Annotated in this window: 14 protein-coding genes and 2 tRNA genes; 3 read left to right on the forward strand and 13 right to left on the reverse strand. The window is 69.1% G+C overall.

The window, feature by feature from the left end:
• From mreC to AQJ84_RS12890, 6 genes are all read right to left on the reverse strand, one after another.
• Positions 1 to 948 (reverse strand): rod shape-determining protein MreC, encoded by a 948-nt coding sequence (gene mreC, locus AQJ84_RS12865; protein ID WP_030042827.1) that lies wholly within the window; start codon positions 946 to 948, stop codon positions 1 to 3.
• A 141-nt stretch (positions 949 to 1089) separates the two neighbouring features.
• Complete coding sequence (locus tag AQJ84_RS12870) at positions 1090 to 2109, reverse strand: rod shape-determining protein (protein WP_004001297.1); 1020 nt, start codon at positions 2107 to 2109, stop codon at positions 1090 to 1092.
• A gap of 277 nt (positions 2110 to 2386) precedes the next feature.
• Entirely contained in the window at positions 2387 to 2800 is a 414-nt protein-coding gene (gene ndk, locus AQJ84_RS12875) for a nucleoside-diphosphate kinase (protein ID WP_030042824.1), read from the reverse strand.
• Between the two features lie 113 nt (positions 2801 to 2913).
• Positions 2914 to 3270: a DUF4233 domain-containing protein gene (locus tag AQJ84_RS12880; RefSeq protein ID WP_030042823.1), complete on the reverse strand. Its 357-nt coding sequence runs from the start codon at positions 3268 to 3270 to the stop codon at positions 2914 to 2916.
• Between the two features lie 8 nt (positions 3271 to 3278).
• Positions 3279 to 4763: a bifunctional tetrahydrofolate synthase/dihydrofolate synthase gene (gene folC, locus AQJ84_RS12885; protein ID WP_030042822.1), complete on the reverse strand. Its 1485-nt coding sequence runs from the start codon at positions 4761 to 4763 to the stop codon at positions 3279 to 3281.
• Positions 4764 to 4882: 119 nt separating this feature from the next.
• Positions 4883 to 7507, reverse strand: a complete 2625-nt coding sequence (locus tag AQJ84_RS12890; RefSeq protein WP_030042821.1) for a valine--tRNA ligase — start codon at positions 7505 to 7507, stop codon at positions 4883 to 4885.
• 136 nt (positions 7508 to 7643) lie between these two features.
• Here AQJ84_RS12890 and AQJ84_RS12895 point away from each other — a divergent pair, with 136 nt between their 5' ends.
• Positions 7644 to 8633, forward strand: a complete 990-nt coding sequence (locus AQJ84_RS12895; protein ID WP_053190506.1) for a hypothetical protein — start codon at positions 7644 to 7646, stop codon at positions 8631 to 8633.
• 100 nt (positions 8634 to 8733) lie between these two features.
• Here the strand turns inward: AQJ84_RS12895 and clpX are convergent, their stop codons facing one another.
• The 5 genes from clpX to AQJ84_RS12920 form a co-directional block, all read right to left on the reverse strand.
• A complete protein-coding gene (clpX, locus tag AQJ84_RS12900) occupies positions 8734 to 10020 on the reverse strand; it encodes an ATP-dependent Clp protease ATP-binding subunit ClpX (RefSeq protein ID WP_030044850.1) in 1287 nt (428 codons plus the stop codon).
• Between the two features lie 184 nt (positions 10021 to 10204).
• Positions 10205 to 10885 carry an ATP-dependent Clp protease proteolytic subunit gene (locus AQJ84_RS12905; protein WP_030044849.1) on the reverse strand — a complete coding sequence of 227 codons (681 nt, stop codon included), beginning with the start codon at positions 10883 to 10885 and terminating at the stop codon, positions 10205 to 10207.
• A gap of 50 nt (positions 10886 to 10935) precedes the next feature.
• Positions 10936 to 11541: an ATP-dependent Clp protease proteolytic subunit gene (locus AQJ84_RS12910; protein ID WP_030044848.1), complete on the reverse strand. Its 606-nt coding sequence runs from the start codon at positions 11539 to 11541 to the stop codon at positions 10936 to 10938.
• 366 nt (positions 11542 to 11907) lie between these two features.
• The gene (gene tig / locus AQJ84_RS12915; protein ID WP_030044847.1) at positions 11908 to 13302 is read right to left on the reverse strand and encodes a trigger factor; all 1395 of its coding nucleotides are present in this window, start codon (positions 13300 to 13302) and stop codon (positions 11908 to 11910) included.
• Positions 13303 to 13506: 204 nt separating this feature from the next.
• A tRNA-Pro gene (locus tag AQJ84_RS12920) sits at positions 13507 to 13583 on the reverse strand.
• 164 nt (positions 13584 to 13747) lie between these two features.
• Here AQJ84_RS12920 and AQJ84_RS12925 point away from each other — a divergent pair.
• Positions 13748 to 13821 (forward strand) — tRNA-Gly (locus tag AQJ84_RS12925).
• Between the two features lie 104 nt (positions 13822 to 13925).
• Here AQJ84_RS12925 and AQJ84_RS12930 read toward each other — a convergent pair.
• Complete coding sequence (locus AQJ84_RS12930) at positions 13926 to 14120, reverse strand: hypothetical protein (protein WP_030044846.1); 195 nt, start codon at positions 14118 to 14120, stop codon at positions 13926 to 13928.
• Positions 14121 to 14709: 589 nt separating this feature from the next.
• On the opposite strand from AQJ84_RS12930, the gene AQJ84_RS12935 reads away from it, so the two are divergent.
• A complete protein-coding gene (locus tag AQJ84_RS12935) occupies positions 14710 to 15924 on the forward strand; it encodes an acyltransferase family protein (protein ID WP_037804602.1) in 1215 nt (404 codons plus the stop codon).
• Positions 15925 to 16005: 81 nt separating this feature from the next.
• On the opposite strand, the gene AQJ84_RS12940 is transcribed toward AQJ84_RS12935, so the two are convergent.
• Positions 16006 to 17427: a DUF6177 family protein gene (locus tag AQJ84_RS12940; RefSeq protein ID WP_030044844.1), complete on the reverse strand. Its 1422-nt coding sequence runs from the start codon at positions 17425 to 17427 to the stop codon at positions 16006 to 16008.
• Positions 17428 to 17429 lie beyond the last annotated feature (2 nt).

The following is a 17429-nucleotide window of genomic DNA, read 5'->3' on the forward strand; positions in this document are numbered from 1 at the left end:
CTACTGCTCTTCTTGGATCTGGCCGTCGACCGGGGCGTTCGCGGACGGGGTGACGGTCACCGTCACGGTCGGCGTGGGGGTCGGTTTGGGCTTGGCGGGCAGCACCGTGTCGCGCGGGTCCTTCTTCGGGGCCTCGACGACGACTCCGACGATGTCGAGCTTGGAGAAGCCGACGTACGGCGTGACGTAGAGGGTGCGGGTGAGGCCGCCGCCGGAGGGGTCGACGCGGGCGACCACGCCGACCGGCACGCCGGGCACGAAGGGCTTGTCGGCCTGCGAGCCGAAGGTGACCAGGCGGTCGCCCTTCTTGATCTCGGCCTTGCCGTTGAGGAGTTCGACGCGCAGCGGGCGGTCGCCCTGCCCGGAGGCGAAGCCGAGTTCGTCGCTTTTCTCCATGCGGGTGCCGACGGTGAAGTCGGGGTCGTTGGCGAGCAGCACGGTCGCGGTGTCGGGGCCGACGGTGGTGACCCGCCCGACGAGCCCGTCCCCGTTCAGGACGGTCATGTCGCGCTTGAGGCCGTCGTTGGCGCCGGCGTCGATGGTGATGGTCCAGGAGAAGCCCTGGGCCGCTCCTATGGCGATGACCTGGGCGCCCTTGATGCCGTACTGGCCGGCTCCGGAGAGCTTCATCATCTTGTCGAGCTGGGCGAGGCGGCTGCGGTTGCGGTCGTCGCTGCCGAGCTTCGCCTCGAGGGCCGCGTTCTCCTTCTCCAGCGCGGCGAGCCGGTCGTGGCGTTCGCCGGAGTCACGGATGGCCGAAACGGCGTTGCCGACCGGGTCGACCGCGGACGACACGCCGTCCTCGATCGGGCCGAAGACGGTGGCCGCGCCCTGGCGGGCACCGTCGACCGGTGAGTCCTCACCGCCGCGGATGTCCACCGTGATCAGCGCGAACGCGACGGCGACCAGCAGCACCAGGAGCAGCCGGCTCTCTCGTGTGTCCCTCACGTGCGGCGGCCGTGCCTTCCTCGTAGGAATGTGCGGGTGTTCAGTTTCGGGTTGCAGAGGCTTATGCGAGCTTATGCCTCGATATCAACGATCCGCCGTACGAGAGGAGATCATCCCGTACGGCGGAATCGAAGAGTTACGTCATCTGCGCGGCTGGGCGTCCAGCACCTGCTGCAACGCCTCGAACTCCTCGACGCACTTGCCGGAGCCGAGCGCCACGCTGTCCAGCGGGTCCTCGGCGATGTGGATCGGCATGCCGGTCTCCCGCCGCAGCCGCTCGTCGAGGCCGCGCAGCAGCGCTCCGCCACCGGTCAGAACGATTCCGCGGTCCATGATGTCGCCGGACAGCTCGGGCGGGCACTTGTCGAGAGTCGTCTTGACCGCGTCGACGATCGCGTTGACGGGCTCCTCGATCGCCTTGCGTACTTCGGCGGCCGAGATGACGACGGTCTTGGGCAGCCCGGAGACGAGGTCCCGGCCGCGGATTTCGGTGTGCTCGTCGGAGTCGAGGTCGTACGCCGAACCGATCGTGATCTTGATCTGCTCGGCCGTCCGCTCACCCAGCAGGAGGGAGTACTCCTTCTTGATGTGCTGGATGATCGCGTTGTCCAGCTCGTCGCCCGCCACCCGGATGGACTGGGCGGTGACGATGCCGCCGAGGGAGATGACCGCGACCTCCGTGGTGCCGCCGCCGATGTCCACCACCATGTTGCCCGTGGCCTCGTGGACCGGCAGGCCGGAACCGATGGCGGCCGCCATGGGCTCCTCGATGATGTGCACCTGACGGGCGCCGGCCTGGGACGACGCCTCGATGACGGCGCGGCGCTCGACCCCCGTGATGCCCGAGGGCACACAGACGACGACCCGCGGACGAGCCAGATACCGCCGCTTGTGGATCTTCAGGATGAAGTAGCGGAGCATCCGCTCGGTGATCTCGAAGTCGGCGATCACGCCGTCCTTCAGCGGACGCACGGCAACGATGTTGCCGGGCGTGCGCCCGATCATCTTCTTGGCTTCGGCGCCGACCGCGAGGATGCCACCGGTGTTGGTGTTGATCGCGACGACGGACGGCTCGTTGAGTACGATCCCGCGCCCCCTGACGTACACCAGCGTGTTGGCGGTCCCGAGGTCGACAGCCATGTCACGGCCAATGAACGACATTGAGTTCCCCATCAGGATTCGACTGGCCTTCCCGCTGGCTTTTGAGGGCTTTTCAGGTCGGCGAGGTGGGTGCGGTGACGTGAAGGCTTCCATCGTAGACGCGCCTTCGCGAACACTGCGTGAGGGTCTCCGCCATTGTCAGCAGATGCTGTGTGGGTTCGCTTGTGGAGACGGGCGTTCGGGGGCACTCGTTCCCTCGATCGCCACGCATATGCCGGAGAGTCCGGGGACAAACTCCCCCAGACTCTCCGTTCCGCCTCTTCGAAGGCGGTGGACGCTACGCGCGACCGGGGAAGAAGATCTTCACCTCGCGCTCCGCGGACTCCTCGGAGTCGGAGGCGTGGATCAGGTTCTCACGGACGATCACACCGAAGTCGCCGCGGATGGAGCCGGGGGCCGCGGCGATCGGGTCGGTCGGACCGGCCAGCGCCCGCACACCCTCGATCACCCGCTCGCCCTCGACGATCAGCGCCACGACCGGACCGGAGGACATGAACTCCACCAGCGGCTCGTAGAAGGGCTTGCCCTTGTGCTCGCCGTAGTGCTGCTCCAGCGTGTCCTGGTCCAGGGAGCGCAGCTCCAGCGCGGTGATCTGCCAGCCGGCCTTGCGCTCGATACGGCTGAGGATCTCGCCGGTCAGGCCACGACGGACGGCGTCGGGCTTGAGCAGGACGAGGGTGCGCTGGCTCACGGAGGACTCCTTCTACGGCCGGTGTGCGGTGGGATGAGGTTACAGGGCGTGTCCGGCCGCCTGTCACACAGCGTCAGGTGTAGAGGGAGCCAGGGGTCTCGGGCGTCGAGGCGTCACGCCGCGCCGGGCGTCGAGGCGTCCGCCTGGGCCGCGAACCTCGCCTTCGCCTCGTCGATCTTCCGCCCGTAGTGCACGGACGCCCACCACAGGGCCGCGAAGGCCACCCCGAGGAAGAACATCGTCGGCACGACGAACCCGGAGGCGATCAGGACTACCTGGAGGGCCCAGCCGAGGGCGACGCCGCCGGGACGGGTCACCATGCCGCACAGCAGCAGACACGCGAACATCGCGACACCGCTGACCGTCCACACCGTCGTCATGGACAGGTCGGGGTCCTTCATCGCGACCAGCGCGGCGAAGCCGATGATGAAGACCTCGCCGATCAGGGTCGAAGCACAGAGCGTACGCATCGTGAGTCTCAGCCCTTCCCCAGCAGCAGCCGGGCCTCGCCGACGGTGATGACGGAGCCGGTGACGAGCACACCGCCGCCCGTGAACTCGCCCTCCTCCTCGGCCAGCGTGATCGCGGCCTCCAGGGCGTCCGGCAGCCGCGGCTCGACCTGCACCCTGTCGTCGCCGAACACCTCGACGGCGATCGCGGCGAGCGCGTCGGCGTCCATCGCCCGGTGGCTGGAGTTCTGCGTGACGACGACCTCGGCGAAGATCGGCTCGAAGGCCTCGAGGACCCCCCGCACGTTCTTCTCCGCGCTCGCCCCGACCACGCCGATCAGCCGGCTGAAGTCGAAGGCCTCGCCGACCGCCTCGGCGGTGGCGCGGGCACCGGCCGGGTTGTGGGCGGCGTCCAGGACGACGGTCGGCGACCGCCGTACGACCTCCAGGCGGCCCGGCGAGGAGACCGCCGCGAACGCCTTGCGGATGGTGTCGATGTCCAGCGGCTCGGGCCGCTGCGTACCGACGCCGAAGAACGCCTCGACGGCGGCGAGCGCCACAGCCGCGTTGTGGGCCTGGTAGGGGCCGTGCAGCGGGAGGTAGACCTCGGGGTACTCGCCGCCCAGACCGCGCAGGGTGACCAACTGCCCGCCGACGGCGACCTGCCGGGCGACGACCCCGAACTCCAGCCCCTCGCGGGCCACGGTGGCGTCGACCTCCACGGCCTTCTTCAGCAGCACCTGAGCAGCGTCGACCGGCTGCTGGGCCAGGATGACGGTCGCGTCCTGCTTGACGATGCCGGCCTTCTCGGTGGCGATCGCCGCGGGCGTCTCCCCCAGCCGGTCGGTGTGGTCGAGGTCGATGGGCGTGACGACGGCGACATCCCCGTCGATGACGTTCGTGGCGTCCCAGGAGCCGCCCATGCCGACCTCGACCACGGCGACGTCCACGGGCGCGTCGGCGAAGGCCGCGTACGCCATGCCGGTGAGCACCTCGAAGAAGGACAGCCGGAACTCCTGCTGCGCGTCGACCATCTCGACGTACGGCTTGATGTCCTCGTAGGTCTCGATGAACCGCTCGGCGGAGATCGGCGCGCCGTCCAGGCTGATCCGCTCGGTGATCGACTGCACGTGCGGGCTCGTGTACCTGCCGGTCCGCAGCTCGAAGGCGCCGAGCAGCGCCTCGATCATGCGGGCGGTGGAGGTCTTGCCGTTGGTACCGGTGATGTGGATGGAGGGGTACGAGCGCTGCGGCTCCCCCAGCAGGTCCATCAGTGCGGCGATCCGGCTGACCGAGGGCTCCAGCTTGGTCTCGCCCCAGCGGGTGGCGAGGTCCGCCTCGACCGCCCTGAGGGCCCTGTCGACCTCGGGATCCTCCGGCCTGCCGGGCACGTCGGCCTGCGGCGCACCGCCCTGCGTGCGCAGGGTACGGCTGCCGGCCTCGATCACCGCGAGATCCGGGTCCCGCTCTGTCTCGGTCGCCATGATCTCGTCGAAGGGGTCGCTCTCAGTCACACGGTCAGTCTACGGAGCCCGACCGACAGTCCGCCCACTGGTGTGCGGCCCGCGCCCCACGAGTCGTGAAGGCCCCCGGAGCCTGCGAGCTCCGGGGGCCTTCGGGGACGTACGAACCCTTACGCGGACGGCAGCCGGTCGAGCTGCGCCTTGATCCGGGCGATGTCCTCGTCCGCCTTGGCCAGCCGCGTCCGGATCTTCTCCACCACGTTGTCCGGAGCCTTCGCCAGGAACGCCTCGTTGCCGAGCTTGGCGGTCGCCTGGGCCTTCTCCTTCTCCGCCGCGGCGAGGTCCTTGGCGAGGCGCTTGCGCTCCGCCGCGACATCGATCGTGCCGGACAGGTCGAGGGCCACCTCGGCGCCGGAGACCGGCAGGGTCGCCGTCGCGGTGAAGTCCTCGCCCTCCGGCTGGAGACGCAGGAGCTGCCGGATGGCGGCCTCGTGCGGCGCCAGCGCAGTGCCGTCCAGGGACAGGCGGGCCGGGACCCGCTGGCCGGGCTGGAGGCCCTGGTCGGCGCGGAAGCGGCGGACCTCCGTGATGACCTGCTGGAGGGTCTCGATCTCCTTCTCGGCACCCTTGTCGCGGAATCCGCTGTCCGCGGGCCACTCGGCGACGACGAGGGACTCGCCACCGGTCAGCGTGGTCCACAGCGTCTCCGTGACGAACGGGACGACCGGGTGGAGCAGACGCAGGGTCACGTCCAGGACCTCACCCAGGACGCGCTTGGAGGCCTCGGCGGCCTCACCGCCCGCCTGGAAGGTGGTCTTGGACAGCTCGACGTACCAGTCGAAGACCTCGTCCCAGGCGAAGTGGAACAGGGCGTCGGACAGCTTGGCGAACTGGTAGTCCTCGTAGAACGCGTCGACTTCGGCGACCACCGTGTTCAGGCGCGAGAGGATCCATCGGTCCGTCGCTGACATCGCCGACGGCTCGGGCAGCGGACCGTCCACCGTCGCGCCGTTCATCAGCGCGAAGCGGGTCGCGTTCCAGATCTTGTTGGCGAAGTTGCGGGAGCCCTGGACCCAGTCCTCGCCGATCGGGACGTCGACACCGGGGTTGGCGCCACGGGCGAGGGTGAACCGCAGTGCGTCCGACCCGTACTTGTCCATCCAGTCCAGCGGGTCGACGACGTTCCCGAAGGACTTCGACATCTTCTTGCCGTTCTGGTCACGGACCATGCCGTGCAGGGCGATGGTGTGGAACGGCGGGGTCCCGTCCATCGCGTAGAGACCGAACATCATCATCCGGGCGACCCAGAAGAAGAGGATGTCGTAGCCGGTGACCAGGACGGAGTTCGGGTAGAACTTCGCGAGCGACTCGGTCTGTTCGGGCCAGCCGAGCGTGGAGAACGGCCACAGGCCGGAGGAGAACCAGGTGTCGAGGACGTCCGTGTCCTGACGCCAGCCCTCGCCGGTCGGAGCCTCGTCGTCGGGGCCGACGCAGACGACCTCGCCGTCAGGGCCGTACCAGACCGGGATCCGGTGGCCCCACCACAACTGCCGCGAGATGCACCAGTCGTGGAGGTTGTCGACCCAGTCGAAGTACCGCTTCTCCATCTCCTGCGGGTGGATCTTGACCTTGCCGTCGCGGACCGCGTCGCCGGCCGCCTTGGCCAGCGGACCGACCTTGACCCACCACTGCATGGAAAGGCGCGGCTCGATGGTGGTCTTGCAACGCGAGCAGTGGCCGACGCTGTGGACGTACGGCCGCTTCTCCGCGACGATCCGGCCCTCGGCCCGCAGCGCGGCGACGATGGCGGAGCGGGCCTCCAGCCGGTCCAGACCCTGGAAGGGGCCGTGGGCCGTGATCACGGCGTGCTCGTCCATGATCGTGATGGCGGGCAGGTCGTGACGCTGGCCGATCTCGAAGTCGTTCGGGTCGTGGGCCGGGGTGACCTTGACGGCGCCCGTGCCGAACTCGGGGTCGACGTGGGTGTCGGCGACGACCGGGATGGAGCGGTCGGTCAGCGGCAGCCTGATGAGCTTGCCGACCAGGTGCCGGTAACGCTCGTCATCGGGGTGCACGGCGACCGCGGTGTCACCGAGCATGGTCTCGGCACGGGTGGTGGCGACGACGATCGTCTCGTCACCGTCGCCGTACTTCATGGAGACGAGCTCGCCGTCGTCGTCCTGGTACTCGACCTCGATGTCCGAGATGGCGGTCAGACAGCGCGGACACCAGTTGATGATGCGCTCGGCGCGGTAGATCAGCTCGTCGTCGTACAGCCGCTTGAAGATGGTCTGGACGGCCTGGGACAAGCCCTCGTCCATCGTGAAGCGCTCGCGCGACCAGGCCACGCCGTCGCCCAGGCGGCGCATCTGACCGCTGATCTGGCCGCCGGACTCGGCCTTCCACTGCCAGACGCGCTCGACGAACGCCTCCCGGCCGAGGTCGTGCCGCGACTTGCCCTCCTTGCCGAGTTCACGCTCGACGACGTTCTGCGTGGCGATGCCGGCGTGGTCCATGCCGGGCTGCCACAGCGTCTCGTAGCCCTGCATCCGCTTGCGGCGGGTCAGGGCGTCGATGAGCGTGTGCTCGAAGGCGTGCCCGAGGTGCAGGCTGCCCGTGACGTTCGGCGGCGGGATGACGACGGTGAACGGCGGCTTGTCGCTCTTCGCGTCCGCCTCGAAGTAACCCCGCTCTACCCAGCGCTCGTACAGCGGCCCCTCTACGTCGGCCGGCGCGTACTGGGTCGGCAGTTCGGTGTTGGGCGCTGGTGGCTGCTGCTGAGCGTTCTCGGTCACGGGCTCAGTTTAGGGGTGTCCCGGGGCAGTCCCGAAACGCGTTTGTTCTGTAACGGTGGGCCCCCCAATGCCCTGTCTGCGCGGGGGCTGCGCCAGGATGTCAAGAACACATAAGCATCTGGAGGGGAACCCAGAAATGAGCTACAACCAGCCGGGCCCGTACGGCGGGCAGCCACAGCAGCCTGGACCGTACGGCCAGCCGGGCCCCTACGGCCAGCCGCCGCAGGCTCCGCCCGCCCAGCCCGGCTATGGCTACCCCCAGCAGCCCCCGCCCGCCCAGCCGGGCTACGGCTACCCGCAGCAGCCGCCGCAGGGCGTCCCGCCGCAGCAGCAGCCTTACGGCCAGCAGGCCCCCTACGGCCAGCAGCAGGCGCCGTACGGCCAGCAGCAGCCGCCCTACGGCCAGGCGCCCTACGGGGTGCCGCAGCCTCCGGCCGGTGGCGGCAAGAAGAAGACGGGCATCATCATCGGCGCCGTCGCCGTCGTGGCCGCCATAGCGGTGGGGGCGTACTTCGTGATCGGCGGGGGCGGTGGCGGCCTGGCGGACGACGGCGCGCACCAGCTGGACACGCCGGCGAGCCTGCTCGAGTACAAGCGGGTCGGCAAGGGGGCCGAGAGCAGCGACTCTGACACCACCAAGTACCTCGAACAGAGCGGCATGAAGAACGGCAAGGCCGTCGTCGGGCAGTACTCGACCGCCGACTTCAGCGGTTACGACCCGAGCGACCCGAGCACGCTGCCGCCCCAGTCCGAGCTGCTGACCGCCAGGGGCGTCACGATCGTGGGCGGCTACGGCGAGATCAAGGACCCGGCGAAGGCCCTGGACACGTACTTCGCCGCCATCACCAAGGAGATCGCGGACAAGTCCAGCTCCTCGAGCAGCGGTGGCGCCGAGATGATCGGGCAGCCCGAGGAGGTCGACATCGACGGGGCGCTGATGAAGTGCCAGTCGGCGAAGTCCACCAACTCCCTGACCAAGAAGGAGTCGACCGACTGGTTCTGCGTCTGGTCGGACTACAGCACGATCGCCATGGTCTCCCCCGGCGACAACACCAAGAGCATCACCAAGGACGCCGCGGTCGACCTGACGAAGAAGATCCGCGCGGACATCCGCGTCGCCGCCTGACGTTCCCGGGGGTGAATCGACCCGCGAGGGTCGTCGCGCCTCAACCACCGAGGGGCCCCAGTCTGTCGACCGGGGCCCCTCGGTGTGTGTCCGACTGCGGTTACGCCGTCTTCTGCTCGCCCGGGCCCCGCCCGCGCGCGTCGCGCGGGATGAGCGTCGGGTTCACGTTCGAGTGGACGACGTCGGCGGTGATGACGACCCGGGCCACGTCCTTGCGGGACGGGATCTCGTACATCACGCCCTGGAGGACTTCCTCCATGATGGCGCGCAGACCGCGTGCGCCCGTCTGGCGCAGGATCGCCTGGTCGGCGATGGCCTCCAGCGCCTCGCGCTCGAAGTCCAGCTCCACGCCGTCGAGTTCGAAGAGGCGCTGGTACTGCTTCACCAGCGCGTTGCGGGGCTCGACGAGGATCTGGAGCAGGGCCTCGCGGTCGAGGTTGTGGACCGAGGTGATGACGGGCAGGCGGCCGATGAACTCGGGGATCATCCCGAACTTGACCAGGTCCTCGGGCATGACGGCCTCGAACTGGTCCTTGGCCTCCAGCTCGCGCTTGGAGCGGATCGTCGCGCCGAAGCCGATGCCCTTGGCCCCGGCCCGGGACTCGATGATCTTCTCCAGGCCCGCGAACGCGCCGCCCACGATGAACAGGACGTTCGTCGTGTCGATCTGGATGAACTCCTGGTGGGGGTGCTTGCGGCCGCCCTGGGGCGGAACCGAGGCGGTGGTGCCCTCCAGGATCTTCAGCAGGGCCTGCTGGACGCCCTCGCCGGAGACGTCGCGCGTGATCGACGGGTTTTCGCTCTTGCGGGCGACCTTGTCGATCTCGTCGATGTAGATGATCCCGGTCTCGGCCTTCTTGACGTCGTAGTCCGCCGCCTGGATCAGCTTGAGCAGGATGTTCTCGACGTCCTCGCCGACGTAGCCGGCCTCCGTCAGCGCCGTCGCGTCGGCGATGGCGAACGGCACGTTCAGCATGCGCGCGAGGGTCTGGGCCAGGAGGGTCTTGCCGGAGCCCGTGGGGCCCAGCAGGAGGATGTTGGACTTCGCCAACTCGATGGCGTCGTCGCGGCCTTGGGCGCCGCCGTTCTCGCCGGCCTGGACGCGCTTGTAGTGGTTGTACACCGCGACCGACAGAGCCTTCTTGGCGGGCTCCTGACCGACCACGTAGCCCTCGAGGAACTCGTAGATCTCGCGCGGCTTGGGAAGTTCCTCCCAGCGGACCTCGCTGGTCTCGGCCAGCTCTTCCTCGATGATCTCGTTGCAGAGATCGATGCACTCGTCGCAGATGTAGACACCGGGCCCTGCGATGAGCTTCTTGACCTGCTTCTGGCTCTTGCCGCAGAACGAGCACTTGAGCAGATCGCCGCCGTCACCGATGCGTGCCACGGTGTGCTTCCCCTTCGCCTGGGAGACGCCTAGGTCCAGCGGCTCCTGGTGCTGCCTTATGTCCGACGGTACCTTGCCGAGCCCCTCGTTCGGGCCCCCCTTGGCACGGTTCACTTTGACGTGCACTGTGTCGTGCGCAGTCGCGAACCGTGCCGAGGAGCGGCAGACGATACAGCGTCCGCCGTCAGCGCACGCTCGCGTTGTTCATCTTCCGGGTGGAGATGATCTGGTCGATCAGGCCGTACGACAGGGCGTCGTCGGCCGTGAGGATCTTGTCGCGCTCGATGTCCTCGCGGATCTTCTCGATCGGCGTGGTGGAGTGCTTGGCCAGCAGGTCTTCCAGCTGGGCGCGCATCCGCAGGATCTCGTTCGCGGCGATTTCCAGGTCGGAGACCTGGCCGCGGCCGGTCTCGCTGTAGGGCTGGTGGATCAGCACCCGGGCGTTCGGGAGCGCCATGCGCTTGCCCGGCGTACCGGCGGCCAGCAGGATGGCGGCGGCCGAGGCGGCCTGGCCCATGCAGACCGTCTGGATGTCGGGCTTCACGAACTGCATCGTGTCGTAGATCGCGGTGAGCGCGGTGAAGGATCCGCCGGGGCTGTTGATGTAGACCGAGATGTCCCGGTCGGGGTCCATCGACTCGAGGCACAGCAGCTGGGCCATGACGTCGTTGGCGGAGGCGTCGTCGATCTGCACGCCGAGGAAGATCACGCGCTCCTCGAAGAGCTTCGCGTACGGGTCGTACTCGCGGATGCCCTGCGAGGTGCGCTCGACGAAGCGCGGGATCACGTAGCGGGACTCGGCGACGGGCACCGTGCTCTCGGCGCGTGCGCGCTCGTACAGGCCGCTGCCGGGGAAGTCGTTCACTGTCTCTCTCCTAGGGGCTGTGGCGGTCGGCTGGGGGCTCGCAGGGGGGTTCACGCCCCGGTGCCGCCGCCGCCCGGCATGTTGGCGGCCGTGGTGATGACCTCGTCGATGAGGCCGTAGTCCCTGGCCTCGTCGGCGTCGAACCAGCGGTCCCGGTCGGAGTCGCGGGTGATCTGCTCCATGGTCTGGCCGGTGTGGAAGGCCGTCAGCTCGGCCATGCGCTTCTTGGTGTGCAGCAGCCGCTCGGCGTGGATCTTGATGTCGGAGGCCGAGCCGGCCAGGCCCGCGGACGGCTGGTGGATCAGGATCTCGGCGTTCGGCAGCGCGAAGCGCTTGCCGGGGGTGCCCGCGCTGAGCAGGAACTGACCCATGGAGGCGGCGAGGCCCATGGCGATGGTCACCACGTCGTTCTTGATGTACTGCATGGTGTCGTAGATCGCCATGCCGGCCGTGATGGAGCCGCCCGGGCTGTTGATGTAAAGGTAAATGTCCTTTTCCGGGTCAGCGGCAAGGAGCAGCAGCTGCGCGGTGATCTTGTTCGCGATGTCGTCGTCGACCGGCTGGCCGAGGAAGATGATCCGCTCGTTGAGCAGCCGGTTGTAGACCTGGTCGCCGAGGCCACCACCGATGGAAGGCTCGCCGGCGGCTGAGGGCATCAGATTCGTCACGTATCCACCTGCTCGTCTTACGACGGCGCCGGGCCGTCTTCACGTGTTCCCTGCCGGGGGCGGTCCGGCAGTATCGCCGACACCCCTGCCCCCGTACTCATGGACCCTAACGCGCGGGTCCCTCCGGGGAATCCCGGAGAGGGGGGTGTTCGCCGGGGGCGTAGCCGTGGGGTGGCTGCCTGGTCGCCGCCTGGTCGCCGTGGTCGTGCCCGCCGGTGGACGGCCGCGGGCCCGTCCGTGGCCGGTCGCGCGGTTCTCCGCGGCCCGGGGCCGGCTGCCTGCGGCGCGTGACAGGAAGGCCCCGGAGCGTTGCGCCCCGGGGCCCTCCTGATCACGTCAGAGGTGACGCGAGGCTCAGGCCTCGGTCTTCTCCTCGGCCTCGGCCTCGGGCGCGTCGGTGGAGTCGGCGGCGGCCTCGGCGGCCTCCGTCTCCTCCTCCTCGTCGTCCAGGTCGACGATCTCGCCGTTGGTGTCCTTGACCGTGGCCTTCTCGACCACGACGGCCAGGGCCTTGCCGCGGGCGACCTCGCCGACCAGGAGCGGAACCTGGCCGCCCTCGACGACCGCCTGGGCGAACTGGTCGGGGGACATGCCGGAGGAGGCCGCGCGCCGCATGAGGTGCTCGGTGAGCTCCTCCTGGTTGACGTTGAGCTTCTCCTGCTTGACCAGCTCGTCGAGCACGAACTGGGTCTTGATGCCCTTGACCGCGGCTTCCTTGGTCTCGGTGTCGAACTCCTCGGCCGTCTTGCCCTGGATCTCGAGGTACTTCTCGAGGTCGAGACCCATCTGGCCGAGCTGGTGGTGCTGGAGGTTGTGCTTACGGGTGTTGATCTCGTCCTCGAGCAGCTTCTCGGGGACCGGGACCTCGACCAGCTCGAGCAGCTTCTCCAGGACGCGCTCCTGGGCCTGCGTGGCCTGGTCGTACTGCTTCATGTTCTCGAGGCGCTTGCGGCTGTCGGCCTTCAGCTCGTCGAGGGTGTCGAACTCGGAGGCGAGCTGCGCGAAGTCGTCGTCCAGCTCGGGCAGTTCGCGGGCGGCGACCTGGGTGACCTTGACGGTGACCTCGGCCTCCTTGCCGGCCGCCGAGCCGCCCTTCAGCTCGGAGGTGAAGGTGGTCTCGCCACCGGCCTCCAGGCCCTTCACGGCGTCGTCGATGCCGTCCAGCAGCTCGCCGGAGCCGATCGTGTAGGACACGCCGCTGGCGACGCCGTCCTCCAGGATCTCGCCGTCGACCTTGGCCTCCAGGTCGATCGTGACGACGTCGCCGTCCTCGGCGGCGCGCTCGACGGGGGACGTCGAGGCGAAGCGCTCGCGGAGCTGCTCGACCGACTTCTCGATGTCCTCGTCGGTGACCTCGACGGCGTCGACCTCGACCTCGATGCCGGAGAAGTCCGGGATCTCGATGGCCGGGCGGACGTCGACCTCGGCGGTGAAGTTCAGCGTCTCGCCGTCCTTCAGCTCCGTGATGTCGACCTCGGGCTGACCGAGGACGTCGATCTCCGCCTCGTTGACCGCCTCGGTGTAGAACTTCGGGAGCGCGTCGTTGACCGCCTCCTCCAGGACCGCACCGCGGCCGAACCGCTGGTCGATGACGCGCGCCGGGATCTTGCCCTTCCGGAAGCCCTTCACCGTGACCTGCTGGTTGATCTTCTTGTACGCCGCGTCGAGGCTGTCCTTGAGCTCCTCGAAGGGCACCTCGATGCTGAGCCGAACCCGAGTCGGGTTCAGGGTCTCCACGGCGCTCTTCACGGTTCGGTCTCCTTGGGGGCTGACTTCTTGGTTTCTGCCGGAGCCAGACCGGCTCCGGCGGATTCGCCGCCCGGAGGACTTCAGACGAGAGACACACGGGCGTGCAGCTTGCATAGTAACGGCAGCGGCGACACGCCCCAAAGGCGATCACGTCAGGTCGTCACGCGAAGTGAACGCGTGGGGTGACCGGTGGTGGCCGGTCCGTGGTCGGGGTGGCGGGATTTGAACCCACGGCCTTCCGCTCCCAAAGCGGACGCGCTACCAAGCTGCGCCACACCCCGTCTGGTGCGACACGTAGGGTACATGCCCGCAGGCAGCGGAGCCGCCGCATTTCACGCGCTCGGCCGCACCGGCCGCCCGGGCGGGAACGGGGTGTGCGACGACTGGGGGCGACCCGCTACGATGACACCAGTGCCGCGGTCATCCGACCCGCGGCGCGCGCTGTGCGGGCGTAGCTCAATGGTAGAGCCCTAGTCTTCCAAACTAGCTACGCGGGTTCGATTCCCGTCGCCCGCTCCACACAGGCCTCCGGCCCGGTCCTCTCAGAGGATCGGGCCGGAGGTCTTTGCGCTGTCCGTGTGGTCCGTGCCGCCCTGGGTCCGCCGTGGCGAGCCATGCGGCGGCTAGAACTGGATCGAGTTGATGGTCTCCGCTATCGAGTTCAGGAACCGCTGGATGTCGTCGGCCATGCCCGTCGAGGCGAGGAAGAAGCCGAAGAGCACCGCGACGACGGCGGGGCCGGCCTTGAGGGAGCCTCCCCGGATCAACACCACCAGGATGATCGCCAACAGCAGCACCACAGACAGTGAAATGGCCACAACTGATCACACCCTTGGTCGGTCCGCTCTCCCGGCCCGGGGACGCGACCGTACGCACCCCCGCCAGAACCATCGTGCCACCAACCGGGCCCGCATATGCGGGCCGTGACTGAACGTTGGCCACTTCCGTGCCCGCCGCGGGCGGCGGCCGGGTGTGCGGGCGGTACGACTCGGGTCATCCGCACAGTAATTCGACCATGCACCCGCACAGGGAATTCGACGCATTCGTTTCGGTGTCCACACAACGTGTTCGCAGGTAATTCGAATTGAGGTCACAGGCACGCCAACTGCCGTACCGAGCGGCCCCTCAAAGGCGTCTTATGCCCTGTTTAGTCGGGATGAATCGCGACAATGAGGGCCCATGTGGTGTACAGGGGCGAAGCCCGGGCGTGTGTCGGTCATCACGTGTGCGACGGCGTCAACTCCCGGAAAACGGGGGTACTCGCGGTGATTAACCAGGAATGACGTCGACGGTTTTACGAAAACCCACAGCCAAGGCTAGGGTGCCTCAGATGTTCCACGCTGCCTCGTCCCCCGCAAGCGCAGCGAGGTCCCCGATCGTCTCCCCCCGTTCCTGGTGGGAGGGTCTGTGACGAACTCGCTGCGACCGCACAGCCAGAACCGAGCGCCACTCCCCCCGGCACACGCGCCGGCGGGCGGAGTGCCGAGTCCGCGCTCGCCGCAGAACACCAGATCCGCCGAGGGCGCCAAGCCCGCACCGTCCGGCAACCAGCCCGCCAAACAGCGCGACGCGTTCTTCGACAACGCGAAGTACCTGGCGATCGTGCTGGTGGCGATCGGCCACTCCTGGGAGCCGCTCAAGGACGACAGCCGGATCCTGGAGGGTCTGTACACGGTCGTCTACGCGTTTCACATGCCGGCCTTCATCATCATCTCCGGGTTCTTCTCCCGGAGCTTCGACATGCGCCCCGACCGGCTGCGGCGGCTGATCACCGGTGTGGTCGTGCCGTACGTCCTCTTCGAGACGGCCTACTCGCTCTTCAACCGGTACGTGGGCGGCGCGCCGGATCAGGACATCAGCCTGCTGGACCCCTGGTACCTGACCTGGTTCCTGATCGCGCTGTTCGTGTGGCGGCTGACCACGCCGATCTGGAAGCTGGTGCGGTGGCCGCTGCCGCTCGCGCTCGCCATCGCCATGCTGGCGTCCGTCAGCCCCGACATCGGCGACGACCTGGACCTCCAGCGGGTGCTGCAGTTCCTGCCGTTCTTCGTGGTCGGCCTGTGCATGAAGCCCGAGCACTTCCGGCTGGTGCGCCGGCGTTCGGTGCGGATCCTGTCGGTGCCGGTGTTCGCGGCGGCGGTCGTCGTGGGCTGGTGGGCGGTGCCGCGGATGAACACCGGCTGGTTCTACCACCGTGACTCCGCTCAGGAGCTGGGCGCGCCGTGGTGGACCGGGCCGGTGATGGTCCTCGCGCTGTTCGGCTGCTCGCTGCTGCTGACCGCCTGCTTCTTCTCCTGGGTGCCGGGCCGCCGGATGTGGTTCACGGCGCTCGGCGCGGGCACGCTGTACGGCTATCTGCTGCACGGGTTCCTGGTCAAGGGCGGCGACTACTGGGGCTGGTTCGAGCACAGCTGGCTGCACCGGCCGCCGGGCCAGCTCCTCGTGAGCGTCTGCGCGGCCGCCGCCGTCACCCTGCTGTGCACCTCACCGGTGCGCCGTGTCTTCCGCTTCGCGATGGAACCGGCGATGGAGTGGGCCTTCAAGCGGGACTCCGTCGAGGTGGCCCGCGGGCGTGGGCAGGCCGAGAAGGCCCCCGCTCGGGAGAAGGTCACGACGGGCTGAGCCGAATCACGGGCCGAGACGACGAGTGAGCCCCCCACCGCCGAGCGGTGGGGGGCTCACTCGTTCACGGACCCGGCCGGGCTAGTCGCCCTTCAGGTGCCGCATCAGACGCTCGAAGTCCTGCCAGCCCGACAGGTCCGACGGGTCGCCGGGCAGCGGGTAGTAGAGGGCGGGGCGGGTCTTGGGGCCAAGTTCGCGGGGCGACTGGGCGAGCGGGGTGCGCCGGGCCCGGTCGCCGGGCATGGTGCGGACCTCCTCCGCGCCCAGGACGAAGGCGTACGGCACGCCCGGGCCCTCGAAGCGCGGCGGGACGGACAGGTCCCGGCGGGCGCGGCGGATCTGCACCAGCATGGACTGCAGGTCGTGCCGGGTGGCGAGGGCCTCCGCGGCGGCCTGCACGGCGTCGGTCGGCAGCTGCTCGCCGGGCCCGTAGCCGAAGGCCATGGTCACGTCCTCCTCCACCCCACCCTTGGTCCGGGTGATGCGGACGGTGGCGATGCCCGGACGCTCCGGCGTGCCGACGACCACCAGCCAGGTGGGCGCGGGCGAGCGCTCGTACGCCACGTCGGTCAACTGCCGCAGGGACCAGGGGAGGTTGGCGGGTTCCTCGGTGCCCCAGCCGGCCGGCGGTTCCCCGGTGATCTCCCGCCACACGGATTCCACCGCGCCGCCGAGCACCAGCCGGTCGTCGGCCGGGTGGACGGTGCGGAAGGAGAGCGCCAGCTGGCGTTCGCCGGTGTCCTGGACGCCCTCCCCGAAGGTGGCCGCCATTGGGGTGCGGGGGTCCTGAGGGGTCGCGTCCGGGGACTCGACCGTGACGAACAGGCCGTTGTTCCACTCCAGGACCGCTCCGGACAGGCCGTCGTAGTAGCCGTCCCGTTCGTCCTGCACCACCCAGCGCGAGGGCCAGCCCGGCAGGCTGTTGCGGACCGCCGGGGACAGGCGGGTGCCGGCGGGGGTGACGATCTGGAGACCGAGCTCGGCGTTGGCGGCCGCGCGGAAGGCGTCCGCGAGCCAGGCGGTCATCGCGACCACCGGACGGTCCTGGATGATCACCGCGACCTTGTCGGTGAGGACGTCGACGGCGGGCTGGGCGGCGGCCGGCACCGGCGCCGCGCTCATCCCGTCCGTGTTGACCACGGCCAGCGACCAGGCCACCTCGGGCGGCCAGGCGGTCCCGCCCACCAGCGTGGCGAGACGGGCGGCGAAGGTGCCGGCGAGCTGCTCGGCCTCCTTGACGCCGGTGGTGGCCCGGGCCTCGGTCCACCAGTACGGCACCTCGGGCGCGCTCGCCCCCAGCAGCCGCTCCGCCTCACCCCTGACCTGGACGAGCAGCGGCGCCTCGACGGACACCAGCGGGCGGCCCTGCGTGTCGCAGAGCTGCACCACCGCCCCCTCCCCCTCGGCGCCGACCAGCCGGTCGGGGCCGCCGGAGAGGAGGCCCGCGAGCACGCTCAGCGGGTCGGGCATCTTCTTCGTCAGGGTGACGACGTCCTTCGTCATGC

It is taken from the genome of Streptomyces resistomycificus, assembly GCF_001514265.1.
Classification (GTDB): Bacteria; Actinomycetota; Actinomycetes; order Streptomycetales; family Streptomycetaceae; genus Streptomyces; species Streptomyces resistomycificus.